This window comes from Litorivivens lipolytica, from assembly GCF_014191715.1.
Taxonomy (GTDB): Bacteria; Pseudomonadota; Gammaproteobacteria; order Pseudomonadales; family Spongiibacteraceae; genus Litorivivens; species Litorivivens lipolytica.
In genome coordinates this window covers 104,439-117,286 of sequence record NZ_JACHWY010000003.1, presented here as the reverse complement: position 1 = coordinate 117,286, position 12,848 = coordinate 104,439, and the positions used below count along the sequence as shown (strand labels likewise).

General features: G+C 56.2%; 13 protein-coding genes. 5 read left to right on the top strand and 8 right to left on the bottom strand.

All coding sequences use genetic code 11. The features are described from left to right. Window positions 1-46: 46 nt before the first annotated feature. The 3 genes from FHR99_RS16615 to FHR99_RS12700 all read right to left on the bottom strand — a co-directional run bounded on the left by FHR99_RS16615 (window position 47) and on the right by FHR99_RS12700 (window position 3,174). Entirely contained in the window at window positions 47-790 is a 744-nt protein-coding gene (locus tag FHR99_RS16615; protein ID WP_183411083.1) for a PGAP1-like alpha/beta domain-containing protein, read from the bottom strand. 96 nt (window positions 791-886) lie between these two features. Further along, a complete protein-coding gene (locus tag FHR99_RS12705; RefSeq protein ID WP_183411082.1) occupies window positions 887-2,359 on the bottom strand; it encodes an AAA family ATPase in 1,473 nt (490 codons plus the stop codon). 395 nt (window positions 2,360-2,754) lie between these two features. Continuing rightward, on the bottom strand, window positions 2,755-3,174 hold the full coding sequence (locus tag FHR99_RS12700; protein ID WP_183411081.1) for a DoxX family protein: 420 nt from the start codon (window positions 3,172-3,174) through the stop codon (window positions 2,755-2,757). Window positions 3,175-3,374: 200 nt separating this feature from the next. Here FHR99_RS12700 and FHR99_RS12695 point away from each other — a divergent pair, with 200 nt between their 5' ends. Beyond that, on the top strand, window positions 3,375-4,355 hold the full coding sequence (locus FHR99_RS12695; RefSeq protein WP_183411080.1) for a glutathione S-transferase family protein: 981 nt from the start codon (window positions 3,375-3,377) through the stop codon (window positions 4,353-4,355). Further along, window positions 4,352-5,227, top strand: a complete 876-nt coding sequence (locus FHR99_RS12690) for a LysR substrate-binding domain-containing protein (protein ID WP_183411079.1) — start codon at window positions 4,352-4,354, stop codon at window positions 5,225-5,227. Before FHR99_RS12695 ends, FHR99_RS12690 begins: the two co-directional genes overlap by 4 nt. On the opposite strand, the gene fabR is transcribed toward FHR99_RS12690, so the two are convergent. Further along, a complete protein-coding gene (fabR, locus tag FHR99_RS12685) occupies window positions 5,224-5,871 on the bottom strand; it encodes an HTH-type transcriptional repressor FabR (RefSeq protein WP_246386917.1) in 648 nt (215 codons plus the stop codon). The genes FHR99_RS12690 and fabR overlap by 4 nt on opposite strands. A gap of 183 nt (window positions 5,872-6,054) precedes the next feature. Between fabR and FHR99_RS12680 the strand changes: the two genes are divergently transcribed. From FHR99_RS12680 to FHR99_RS12670, 3 genes are all read left to right on the top strand, one after another. Continuing rightward, on the top strand, window positions 6,055-7,152 hold the full coding sequence (locus FHR99_RS12680; RefSeq protein WP_183411077.1) for a flavin reductase family protein: 1,098 nt from the start codon (window positions 6,055-6,057) through the stop codon (window positions 7,150-7,152). Between the two features lie 27 nt (window positions 7,153-7,179). Then, entirely contained in the window at window positions 7,180-8,274 is a 1,095-nt protein-coding gene (locus FHR99_RS12675; protein ID WP_183411076.1) for a fatty acid desaturase family protein, read from the top strand. A gap of 74 nt (window positions 8,275-8,348) precedes the next feature. Further along, complete coding sequence (locus FHR99_RS12670) at window positions 8,349-9,284, top strand: alpha/beta fold hydrolase (RefSeq protein WP_183411075.1); 936 nt, start codon at window positions 8,349-8,351, stop codon at window positions 9,282-9,284. Here the strand turns inward: FHR99_RS12670 and FHR99_RS12665 are convergent. Genes FHR99_RS12665 through FHR99_RS12650 form a run of 4 tightly spaced genes read right to left on the bottom strand, consistent with a single transcriptional unit; the run spans window position 9,267 to window position 12,673 of the window. Beyond that, the gene (locus tag FHR99_RS12665) at window positions 9,267-9,893 is read right to left on the bottom strand and encodes a hypothetical protein (RefSeq protein ID WP_183411074.1); all 627 of its coding nucleotides are present in this window, start codon (window positions 9,891-9,893) and stop codon (window positions 9,267-9,269) included. The two genes, FHR99_RS12670 and FHR99_RS12665, sit on opposite strands and share 18 nt — an antisense overlap. Then, on the bottom strand, window positions 9,890-10,954 hold the full coding sequence (locus tag FHR99_RS12660; protein ID WP_183411073.1) for a tetratricopeptide repeat protein: 1,065 nt from the start codon (window positions 10,952-10,954) through the stop codon (window positions 9,890-9,892). The genes FHR99_RS12665 and FHR99_RS12660 overlap by 4 nt, the downstream gene beginning before the upstream one ends. After that, entirely contained in the window at window positions 10,951-11,193 is a 243-nt protein-coding gene (locus FHR99_RS12655; RefSeq protein WP_183411072.1) for a hypothetical protein, read from the bottom strand. Before FHR99_RS12655 ends, FHR99_RS12660 begins: the two co-directional genes overlap by 4 nt. A gap of 10 nt (window positions 11,194-11,203) precedes the next feature. Then, on the bottom strand, window positions 11,204-12,673 hold the full coding sequence (locus FHR99_RS12650) for a DUF4331 domain-containing protein (protein WP_183411071.1): 1,470 nt from the start codon (window positions 12,671-12,673) through the stop codon (window positions 11,204-11,206). Between the last annotated feature and the right edge of the window lie 175 nt (window positions 12,674-12,848).

Genomic DNA, 12,848 nt, shown 5'->3' with positions numbered 1-12,848 from the left:
GCGTTTTCCAAAGGGCCCTATTGGGCCCTTTTTGCTTTCTGGTGATTCAAACGCTGCGCGCCAATTGCCGGCCAATCAAGCGGTACACACGCGGATTCATTGCAAAACCCAAATGGCTCGAGTTGACCGCCAGATGATTTACATCCGCATGGCGTAGCGTGGCGACTTCCTGACTGACGATGCCGTCGGTCGGGCTGAAGATCACTGTCACCGGCACAGTCACGGCTTCCATGTTGGTGCCAAGCCAGCCGGAGACATCCTGTACTTCTTCCGGGACCTCACTGTTGTAGAGGCGGCGCATAATATCCCAGGCCGCGGTGCCGCGCGGATCCCCGTGAGGGGTGCCCAGAGTGATAACCTGTCGCACCCATTCCGGGTGTTTCTGACCGAGTTCATGGGCATAAAGGCCGCCCATGCTCCAGCCGATCAGGCTGACTTTCTGGCCGGTCTCCTTGAAAACCTTTTCCAGCTCGCGACCGGCGCGCATTACCATCTTTTCCCGAAACACCATGGCCGCGTCAAGGGAGTCCATGCGGTATTTCGGAAAATTGCGGCCGAGATTCCATGGCCGTGCATCGTAGCCCCAGCGATTGAGCCAGCCGCGCAGGAGCGCCATGCTGCCATCGGCACCGCCAAAACCGGGCAAGGTCATCACCGGATGGCCGTCACCGCGCGGAATGCGTTTCAGCAGTGGGCGTGAAAGGAGGAGCTGATTGACTTCCATCAGGGCGCGCATGCCCTCGGACAGCGAATGCCAGAGCTCAGGGGGTTCCGGGTGGACAGGCTGCACAGCGATTCCTCTTGGTCGACGAGTCGCTTCAGTGTCGAATTGGCCGCAGCGGCGGTCAAGGACAAATAGGGTCAGTACTTTCCGCAATAGTGGCCGTCAGGCCATCACGGTGCGGTCGTTGGCCCAATCGCGCAGCGCCTGAATCTTTTCACCCATCACTACAGACAGGGGGCGCGTATTGGCGATGGCGTGCAGCAGGGTTTCCGTGGTCAGGTCTGTGCCCTGTGCGGCACAGGTATAGAGGCCAGACACAATGGCCTGCTCGATCTCGGCACCGGAAAACCCGGCGCTCGCCGCGCTCAGCAGCGGCAGGTCAAACAGGCCTGGACTCTGGTCGCGTTTTGTTAGATGTATTTCAAAAATATCCCGTCGCACCGCTTCATCGGGCAGATCCACAAAAAAGATCTCGTCGAGACGGCCCTTTCGCACCAGCTCCGGCGGCAGTCCGCTAATGTCGTTGGAGGTGCAGCAGACAAAAACCGGCTTGCTGCGCTCCGACAGCCAGGTCAACAGCGTGCCCTGAATGCGGCGGGAGGTACCGTCATCACTGCCGCCGTTCGCCAGGCCTTTTTCGATTTCATCGATCCACAGCACGCAGGGCGACATTAATTCGGCGAGCTCCAGCGCTTCGCGCAGGTTCTTTTCGGTTTCCCCGATGTACTTGTTATAGAGCGCCGCAAAATCCAGGCGCAGCAAGGGCAGGCCCCAGACACCGGCGATGGCCTTGGCCGCAAGACTTTTGCCGCCGCCCTGCACACCGAGCAGCATGACGCCCTTGGGTGTGTCCTTGCTGCTGCCATTGAGGAAGGCGCCTTTGCGTTGCTCAAGCCAGTGCTTCAATCCGTGCAGGCCGCCAACACTGGAAAACTTTTCGGTGTTGTACTCAAAACTCAGCACGCCTTCCATATCCATCAGCTGGAACTTGGCGCGGTTGATTTCCGGCAGGTCGCTTTCATCGATGGCACCGTCGTCGCGAATGGCGCTACGAATCAGGCGGCGACTGTCGTCAAAACTCAGGCCCTTCAGATTGTTCATCAGCTGCGACAAGGTCTGTTGGTCTGTACGCACCCGGTGACCGCCATTCTCGCCGGCCCAAAGGCGGGCTTCCTCGCGAATAACCGCTTCCAGTTGGGCTTCTGTGGGTAGGCGCATGCGAAAGTAGGCGCTGAGCCGCGTCAGTTCCGGCGGCATCTTCAGACTGTGGCTGATCAGCACCAGCGTGGGGCGCGTTTTTTCATCGCCCAAGGCAATGTCTTTGACCAGCCGCACGATCAACGGATTGGTGAGGTAGGGGTGAAAATCGCAGAGAGCAATGATGGCCGGCTGATTTTGTTTTTTGATCGCTCGCAAGGCCCGCTCCGGGTCTGCGAGATCGTCATCGCTCTCAATCTTGTGACCAAAGCCCAGGTAGTTGATGCCTTCGGTCGCTGACCAGCAGTGCAAGGCACAGGCGCGTTTGACGGCGACTCGCGTTAACAATTGGAGCGCACGGGTTTCTTCAAAGGTCTCCAGCACCACCAGCGGTGTGCGGGCTTCGAGTATTAGATTCAGATCATGAGCGTCATTCATGGGCGACAAACATAAGCGGCGCTGCGGATTCTGACAAGCAAAAGCTGATTCGCTAGGGTGTCATTGCGAGGAGCGTAGCGATGAAGCAATCTCATGGGGTTGGGGACGCACTGGTCGAGATTGCTTCACTGCGTTCGCAATGACGTGGATAGATGGGCGTAAAAAAGTGGTTCCTAAAGTAAAAGAGCTGCGAGTGCTGACAAGCAAAAGCTGATTCGGAAGGTCGTCATTGCGAGGAGCGCGGCGACGAAGCAATCTCATGGGCGTGGGTGACACACTGGTCGGGATTGCTTCACTGGGTTCGCAATGACGTGGCTACGTGAGGATAAAGGGTGATCCCTAAAATAAAAAAGCGCCGGGGCCAAACAGCCGCCGACGCAAGGGGGATCTCAGTTTCAGGCGTGAGCGATGCGGGCTTGAGCTTCGCGATCAACCGCAAAGGCCCCTTCGCCCTGCAGCGCTACCACGGCAGTGGCGACGGTGAGAAACAAGGGGTATTCCCAGCCACCGCCCTGAGCGCTGAACACCCAGCCAAAACCCGCGTGGGCCCAGGTGGCGCCGAGGGCGACCGGAATCAGGGCCAGTGCAACAACGCGGGTCTGGAAGCCAATCAGCAGGGCGAAACCACCCACCGCTTCAGCCAGAAAAGTGGCGTAGGCAATAAAGGGCGGCAGGCCAAGGGATTCAAAGAAAGCCACGGTGCCGGGCAGAGTAAATACAAACAATTTCAGGTAGACACTGTGTGCCAGATAGATAACGCCGAGGCTAATGCGGAGCAGGGCGGTGCCTGCGTGAGATGGGTTGATGCTTTGCATAATCGTTCTCCGAAATAGGGTTTGGGGTGACAACGCTGTGCATTTTTGCCTTTGCGAAGAAGAAATAAAATTAGCGATAATCGCTAATTCAATTTGCATAAATGCAAAAGGCGGGCGACTCTGCGGTATGTTTCACTGGTCACCTTTCCGGCTGCCTGCGTAAAGATGGCTGTCGGTATTGACCACGAAAGGAGCGGCACATGGGTTTACTGGTAGAAGGCAAATGGCAAGACAAGTGGTATGACACCAGCAAAAGCGGCGGCAAGTTTGTGCGTGAAGAGAGCCAGTTTCGCGGTGCTCTTGGCGACAGTGAGCACCCACTTGAGAAGGGGCGCTATCAGCTGTACGTCTCCCTGGCCTGCCCCTGGGCGCACCGCGCGCTGATCTTCCGGGAGTTAAAAGGCCTGCAAGATCTGATCGATGTATCCGTGGTAAGTCCGCTGATGCTGGAACAGGGCTGGACCTTTGATGCCCGCAGCGGTTCAACGGGTGATGCGCTCTATCAGAGTGACGTAATGCATCAGATTTATACCCGCCACAAAGCCGATTACACGGGGCGGGTTACTGTGCCGGTCCTTTGGGATGCTCAGCGGGAATGCATTGTGAACAACGAATCCTCGGAGATTATTCGTCAGTTCAATTCGGCTTTTAACGAGGTCACCGGCAATCATGACGATTATTATCCCGAAGACTTGCGCGCCGAGATTGATGAGATCAATGAGTTTGTCTACCACCGTATCAACAACGGCGTCTACAAAGCGGGTTTTGCAACCACCCAAAGTGCCTATGAAGAAGCCTATAACAGCCTGTTTGAGGCGCTGGATACGATAGAGCGCAAGCTTGTGCATCAGCGTTTTCTGGTCGGCGATCGAATTACCGAAGCAGATTGGCGCTTGTTCACCACGCTGATTCGCTTTGATCCGGTCTACCACGGCCACTTCAAATGTAACCGTCAGCGGCTGGAAGATTTCCCGGCAATTGCCGAGTATGTGCGCGAGCTGTATCAGTGGCCGGGGGTGGAAAAGACCGTGAATTTCGACCATATCAAACAGCATTATTACCGCAGCCACGGCACGATCAATCCGACGGGCATTGTCCCCGTTGGCCCCGACATTGATTTCAAACGGTCGCATACGCGTGGACTGATGGCCGGCGTAAACGCGGCGGGGAAAAGCCTGTGAAAGACTGGGACGATATGCGCTTCTTTCATGCGGTCGCCGAGGGTGGCTCACTGAGTGCCGCCAGTCGCTCGCTGGGCGTAAATCACTCCACGGTGTTTCGCCGCATTAATCAGTTGGAAGAGCGCTTGCAGACCCGCCTGTTCGATCGACTGGATAATCGCTACCAGCTGACCGACCTCGGCCTGCAATTATACGAGCGCGTGCGCCAGGTCGCCGATGTGATGGACGATGTAGAGCGGCAGGTAGCGGGCCGTGATACCTTGTTGGAAGGTTCGATCCGCCTGACTTGCCCGGATACCTTTCTCGACTGGATCGTGCCGGGGCTGATCGCCGAATTCTGTCGGCAGTACCCGCAGATTACGGTGGAATTACGCGCCGATCAGGAGCATCTCGATCTGGCCCGTCGCGAAGCGGATATCGCCCTGCGCGCCACCAATTTGCCGCCCGAGTATTTGATTGGCAAGCGTCTTGGGCAAATGGACTGGGGGTTTTACGGCATCCCGTCGCTGGGCGAATTTCCGGAATCACTACCCGCCAGCAGCGTTGCGTCGGTAATTGCCCCCGAAGGCAAGCTGCTGCAGGTCCCGGCCTGTCAGTGGCTCGACAAACAGCTGCCCCGCTTTAGTGTGAGCGCCCGCGCCGGTTCCTTGCGCGCTGCAGCGGCATTGGCGCGACAGGGTTTGGGCTTGGCGCTATTGCCCAGTGAAGCCGCCGAAGGCTTGGTGCGACATGCCAATCCGGCTAAAAACTTCGATACCGGTATCTGGATTCTGCACCATCCGGATATGCGTCAGAATGCGCGGCTGACCTGCTTTGTTCGCTTTATGAGTGAGGCCTTTACGCAATGGTTTGCGGCGCAGAAAAAGGCTTAGGACTTTTTGGTCTGATCCTTTCGCGCCAGCGATTGGGCGCCTTCCATAATCATTTTGATCATGATGACGGTCTCTTCGATGATCGGGCCCCGCGCTTCCGGAGACAGTTCCGCGGCGGAGGCGCCCATGGTAAACACCAGTCGGGTGATGGCCTTGGAGGCCAGCGCGGGTTCAAAGGTATCGTGGCCGGTGAGTTCCGCCATACGAACCAGTTCGTCGCACAGCTCATCTTCAAAGTAACGGAGCTCGCGCTCAACCGCTTGGCGAAAGGCGACTGATCCAATCGACATTTCCCGCAGCAGAATGTGCAGCGTTTTCTGCTCCGCATCGAGCTGGTCCATAAACGCTTCAACCGAGGTGCGAATGGCGCTGCGTTCGGGCGACAGGCGTTGGCGCGCTTCGCGAATTACTCCGCGCAAGCTGCGACCGGCCTGGTCGATCAGCGCCACGGCCAGTTCGTCCACATCGCGAAAATGTCGATAAAAGGAGTTAGGCGCAATGCCAGCAGCGCGGGCGATTTCCCGCAAACTCAATGACGAAACGCTGCGGTGGGAATCCAGCAGCTCTACAGCTGCATTCATCAAGTCCTGCGCGGTAATCGCTTTCTTCCGCTTTGCGACGGCGGTTTTGACGGCGGTACTCATTCCTTTCATCCCATTGCCGAGGCGGGCTTTAACTGCCTGATGTGCCTCTAGTTTCGTCTAGCCTAGCGCAGCCTCCGTGCCGTGTATATGTGGATGCATAGACAATCGCAAAGACAATTGTATTGACGTATGTATATACACGTGTATAGTGCAAAAAATAACCATGCTCGAGAGGCACTTGTCATGTTGGGAGTCAATACCGAAAAACGCTGGCTAGGGGCGATTGTCAGCCGTGATCAGTTCGACTTCTGGGCGCAGCAGCTGGGCTCGACTGCAGCCTGGGAGCGCTGTTTTGCCCGCGTTGTCAGCCGTTGCGAGGAAGCGGACGATACGATCAGTCTGACGTTGAAGCCCAATGCCAACTTCGCCGGTTTCCGTGCCGGCCAGCATATGAACCTGTCGGCGATCATTGCGGGCCGGCGGGTAACGCGGAGCTACAGCTTTACCGGTTTGCCCTGTGCCGATTCGAAGCAAGAAAGCGTATCGATCACTGTGCGCCGCGATCCCGCCGGTGTGATGAGCGACTGGCTCTACCGTCATGCGCAGCCGGGTACGGTACTGGAAATCGGCGGCGTCTTCGGTGAGATGACGCTGGAAGAGATTCAGCCGGCAGCGACCGAAGATCTGGTTTTTCTGGCGGCGGGCAGCGGCATTACACCGATGATCAGTTTGATCAAAGCGCGCCTAGCGCAGGGTGTCAGCAGCCTTGTGACCCTGCTGTACTGGGGCCGCCGCCCTTCAGCGTTTTGTTTCGATGATGAGCTCAATGCGCTACTGAACGCGCATCCCAACTTTCGTGTACACCGCCTGACCACGCAAGAGCCTTTTGTGGGGCAGCCCCTGGCCGGCCGTATTCATTCCGAGCAGCTGGAGCAGGTGCTCGGGGCGGACAGCAGTGCGCCCCGAGCCTTTATTTGTGGCAACGCGGAGTTTGTCGAAACCGCACGCCAATTGATGAATGAGCGCGCTTCAACCTGCCATGTGGAATCCTTTTCGCCGCCAGCAAGGGCGCCACAAAACGCGGTGGTGGAATCCATCACGCTCACGTTGCGCAAGAGCCGTCAGGTATTGACGGTTTCGAATCAGGACACATTGCTCGATGCCCTTGAAGCGCAGGGTATTGCGGTTGAGTCGGGCTGCCGCATGGGTATCTGCAACACCTGTACCTGTACGGTTACCGAAGGTCAGACCCGCGATATCAGCACCGGGCAACTCAATGATGGCCCTGCGACGCGACTCTGTGTGAGTCAGCCCGTCAGTAACCTGCAACTAGATCTTTAACCTGAATTAACACGAGAGAATCGAGATATGACATCTTCACTCAGCCGCGCGCTCAGTTCTGAAGAAGTTGCCCGTTTAGGGGAAGAACTGGATGCCTTGAAGCAGCGAACTCTGGCCGATGTCGGGGAGGCGGATGCGCGTTATATTCGCCGGGTCGTTAAAGCCGTTCGCTATACCGAGTTACTGGGTCGCGCTCTGCTGTTCGTCGGAATCTTTCCTCCGGCCTGGGTGCTGGGCACCCTGCTGTTGGGTGTGTCCAAAATTCTTGAGAACATGGAACTTGGCCACAACGTGATGCACGGTCAATACGACTGGATGAACGAGCCTTCGCTTAACGGTAAAACCTATGAGTGGGATATCGTCGGCACCTCGGATATGTGGCGGAAAACCCACAACTATGAGCATCACACCTATACCAATATCCGCGGTATGGATAACGATATTGGCTACGGCCTGCTGCGCCTGTTTCCGGAGCAGCGCTGGCGCCCATTTTATCTCTTACAGCCTTTGTGGGCGGCGTTATTGGCGCTACTGTTTCAGTGGGGCGTTGCGATTCAGGATCTGGAGCTGGGTAAAGTATTTAGCGGCAGGAAATCAAAAGCCGAATTAAATGCTCAGTGGCAGCCCTTGAAGAAAAAAATCCGATACCAGTTGCTCAAGGATTACCTGTTTTTCCCGCTGCTGGCCGGCCCCTTCTTTCTGACCGTGCTGAGCGGCAATCTAGTGGCCAACCTGATCCGCAACCTGTGGACGTTTATGATTATCTTTTGCGGTCACTTTACTGCGAAAGCGGAAGTGTTTCCGCGTTCCGTATTGGATAATGAAACCCAGGGGCATTGGTACCTGCGCCAGTTGCGCGGATCGTCTAATCTGCGAGGTAGCAAACTGTTCCACATTCTGTCAGGGAATCTCAGTCACCAGATCGAGCACCACTTGTTCCCGACGGTGCCGGCCAGACGCTACCGCGAATTGTCGGTGGAGGTGAAGGCCATCTGCGAAAAATATGGTCAGCACTACAACACCGGTTCACTGCTCTCCCAGTTCGGGCAGGTGGTGTATCGCATTTTCCGGCATGCCTTGCCGTCGCGTCCGGAGCGCACCACGGCGCTGTTGTCAGCATAATCTCTGTACTATTTCTTGGTTATAGCCTTTGGAGGCTATACTGCGCGCACACGGTTTAGAATAAGAATAGCGCCATGGAAAATATGACTGAGATTGAATTTCTTGAGGATGCCGGTCGGCAGATCGCTTATCGACAGTGGCCGATTTCATCGCCGAAAGCGGTGATTCATATTGTGCACGGGATGTCGGAGCACTCGGGCTGTTATGCCGATATTGCTCCGCAATTAAATGCCGCGGGTTACAGCGTCTTTGCTCACGACCACTGCTGCCATGGTGCCAACGTGCCTGAGGCGGAGTTGGGTAATCTCAGTGAAACCCAGAACTGGGACAATATTCACGCAGATATGCTCCGAATCAATACGATGATTCGGGAGCGCTATCCAGATCTGCCACTGGCTTTGCTAGGACACAGCATGGGTTCGTTTATTGCTCATCGCTTCGCTCAGCAGCATCCGCAAAAGCTGGATGCACTCTTGCTGGAAGGCAGTTCCTTTGAGCCGCGCTGGCTTACCGCCATTGCCAGTCGACTTGCCGCACTGGAATGCTTCAGGCAAGGCGAAAATGGTCGCAGCGCCCTGCTGTATGCGCTGACCTTCGGTGGGTTCAATCGTCGAATAAAGAATCCGCGGACGCCCTTTGACTGGGTCACTCGAAATACGCAATTTGTCGATGCCTATCATCGGGACCCGCGCTGCGGCATGCAGGTGGCGAACGGCTATTGGCGCGATATGTTTCGCTTTCTCAATACGCTTTATAAAACGGATTCCCTGAAGCAGTTGCGCTCTGATTTGCCGGTGTATGTATTTTCCGGTGATCAGGACCCGGTGGGGCACGAAGGCAAAGGCGTCTTGCGTCTGGTAAGTGAACTCACCTCAACGGCGGGCTTAAAGCATCTCACTCACCGTCTCTATCCGGGAGCCTGGCATGATTTGTTGCATGAAACGAACAGCGACGAAGTGATAGGCGATCTTCAGGCGTGGTTGGCGGATCACTTACCGGTGCGAGCTTAAAGGGGGGCAGTTAGAAAACCGCTTGCGCCGAAGGGTCCATACCCAAAAGACTAATCCCACAGTGGCTATGCCCAGTAGCCAAACGCCTTGGTGCTGCCAAAGCGGTCTCGTCAGCGTGATCTCGGGCGATTCGGGTTTGAGCAGGATAATGTCTGATTGCCCCGTGATTTTTGGGGGGTGTGTCAGCACCGCCCGGTGAAGACTGTCATTGGCGAACAGCAGCTTGTATTCGATTGTTAGCGGTTTAAGCGCGTTTAACGATTCCGGACACTGCCAATCGATTTGCCAGCTGGTGAACATTTCATCCTCATAATCGCTTAGCCCTTTGAGATCAGCGCGCAATGTGCAGAGGCTTTGACCCCGGCGGATAAGCAGCCCGTCGTTGAGTTGCCGAGCTATCGTCGTGGACTGGCGCTGTAGCGCTTCCCAGGTTAATACGTCGGGGGTATCGGGTAGCAGATGTAAGGCAACATCCGTTAGCGCAATGTCCAGTCGCAGATTGGGTGAGGCCTTGTCCTGCCAATACAGGTAGGCGGTGCTGGCTTCGTGGCCGTAGCTGCTGAGGGCAAGACTAAGCAGCAGTGTCAGAGTCGCGCAGCGGCCCTTCACGGCATTTGCTCCAGTGTTCTGCGCGCGCGTTGCAACAGTTGAAGATCAGCGCGTTCTTTCTGAATCGCAAAATTGCGCTCTGCGAGTTCTAGTGCCGCTCGTGGGTTATTTTCCACATCAAGCAGGAAGCGCGCGCGTTCATAAAGGTGGAGGGTTTCGTCGCGCTGGCTGGCACGTTCAAAGCGTTGCTGTAACTCGCGCTGCAATGGCTCCGACCCAGGGCGCTTGCTCTGACGCAAGGCAATCAAGCGCAGCAAATCGAGTCGGTCAGTAGAAGGTCTTCCGCTGAGTACTGTCAGCGCTTTGTCAGGTGCCCCTTGCCGCAGATGCCAGTCAGCCAATCCCGCGGCGCTGTAATGGTCTTTTGGCGAAAGGGCGAGTGTTGCCGAATAATAGCGCTCGGTTTCCGGGTGATTAATCGCGGCGGCAAGTTCCGCCAGTGTTCCCATCGCCCAGGCCGACTCGAGTTCGGAGTGGGCTGGCGGGTTTTGCAAAATGCTCTGTAATCCGGTGAACGCTTTTTCAGGCTGGCCTTCAAGACCGATAAGATTGTAGTGACAGCTTGCCTGTATCAAGCGGTAGCCGATTTCCCCAAGTCGGTTGCAGGTGCTTAGCGCCAGCGCATAGTTGCCTTGCACCAGCGCCACGTTGTGCAGGGTGAAGTTTGCCTGCGGGTGCCGAGGTGCTTGTGCCAATACCTGTTTCAGCATCACAGTGGCTTCAGAGAACGCGTGTTTGCGCTGGGCAATCACGGCTTTCAGTACTGCAATTTCAGTTGTGGATTCAGTTGGCTTGGCGAGTAGCGCTTCTGCTTGTCCCAGAGCGCGCAGGTCACCCTGTTCTCGTGAGTGTTCGATCAGGCGTTTGACCTTGGTAAGCAGGTCGCGATTTGGTGGTGCGTTGTGAAGCGTGCGCCGCCAGACAATATCGCTGCCTTCGGGTAGCCGAACTTCTGGTGCAACATTGCCGAACGCGGAACCGGGGGCTGCTCCGAATGCCGCGCAAATAAAAACGGCCAGCGCCAAGGCGCCAGCCGTATCCAGACGAAGAACAGCCTTCATTGCAGTTGACTGTCAAAGGCCTTCGGGTTGGTGTTGTCGAGGAAGGTGAAATCCACGTCATTAATCTCCGTCGGCGTTGCCGTGGTCGGATCTTTCCCGAACAAGTCTTTCACAAAGCTTGAGAAGTTCGTGGCGGTTGGCACGAACTGCAGCTCGAAACCGTCGCTGTCCCCGTTACAGCCAACCAGAGCGGTTACTACTACCGCTAGCCCGAACATTTTCACTGTGGAGCGTTGCATCTTCGTCTCCTTAGTTAGCCGGTGAACCCGCTATCGGCGTCTTCAGATAGGGGAAGGATTCGTCGAAGTCGCTTGCACTGACAATAGCGCCGTCGGTGTAAGGCAGTGTGTTATCACCAGCATCCGGGTCGTTGCCGAGCAGCACACCCATGGCGGCGCGCAGTGCAATATCCACCACATCGTCACCGGGGCGACGGCCGTTCGGAAAACCAGCGTTGTCGCCTGCCAATACACCAAGGCTGTCCTGACTGGCAGTCGCGGTTACTGGAGTGCTGGTGTTCAAACGCAGCATTTCAGAAGCCGTGACAGACGCAGGCTGATTCAATCCTGTTACACCGGTCAGAAATACTGACACTAAATCGGTGCGCGGGAATTTGTTCGGCGCGGTTACCCCAAACAAAATCTCCAGCAATTCCGGCAACGCGGGGTTGGTGACATAGGTTGCGAACTGGCCATCTGCGGATGGATGGCTCGCATTAAAACGGTCCTTGTCTTTCAAGCCGATAACTACTTCATTGACCAGCGGCATGCCGAGACGCGATACCTGCGTAAAGGCGCCACCCTGTACGGAAGCTTTCTTGCCATTGTTACCGCCGGTGAAGGCATCTGCGGTAGGCGATGGGTTGAGAATTCGGGCCTGACGCAGCGAGGCGGTTGTCCAGGCACCGATCACCGGTTCGGTTCCCTGAGTGACACAACTGATCGGAAGCTGCAGTGCCAGCGAGGTCACATTCTTGTTGGCGATGGTATTGGTTTCGCCGTCGCGGGGACCCACCGGGTTGGTATTCACGAGGTCGAAGATCTCACCCAAGTTAACGGCAAAACCCTCGCGACGCTGACCAACAAACACTTTGCCGGTATCGGTGCAGCCGGGAATGGTGATGCTGTAAACGTGATCTGCGGCGTAGGCGGCGTAGTCGGAAATCGACTTGTTCCCGATATTGTCCAGCGGCTTCATAAAGGTTGCCGAACCATCTGAGCTGTTCGTAACCGAGCTGGAATTGCCGGAGCGGCGAACGCCGTTGATGCGCGTGACGGTATAGGTCTGGCGTGAAGTGACATTGTCGGTGCCGTTAGCCAGCGGGCCGATGGCGCCGATATTTTTCAGTGGCACCGACACCATTTCACCGCCAGCGGGTACCTTCAGGTCGTTGATTACGTCGTTAAAATCAAACTGAAAGGTAATGTCCTCAACCGCGTCGCCGTCATTGTCGATATGAATCTCGTAGACGGCTTCAGTGTCGAGATCAAAATAATTGGGGCCGCCGTAGGCGTCCTGCAGCGGCAGATAGTTGGCGATAAAGGTAACTGTGGAATCGCTTTCGCTGCCGTAGCTGCGAAACATATAGAAGTCAGTGCCGTCGACTTTTGGTGAGTGGGTGAGAAAAGGTGCTTCCCGGTGACTGGATGCGTGGGCAGGGTTGCCCGCAGCGAAGGCCAGGCTGAGCAGCGCGGCCGTTAACTTAATATTTGTTTGCATAATCCCCTCGGTGCCGGTGGCATGTGAAAGGTTGCTTACGGTTGAGGCGCTGTATCCGATCAGGTTTTCATCAAAAAATTTGGAGCGGGTATGCAAGTCGTTGAATTCGCTGAAAACTGTAATTTAACAGGGCGCGAAAGAGGTCGGTCGGAATCGGATTGAGTATCTGCTGGCC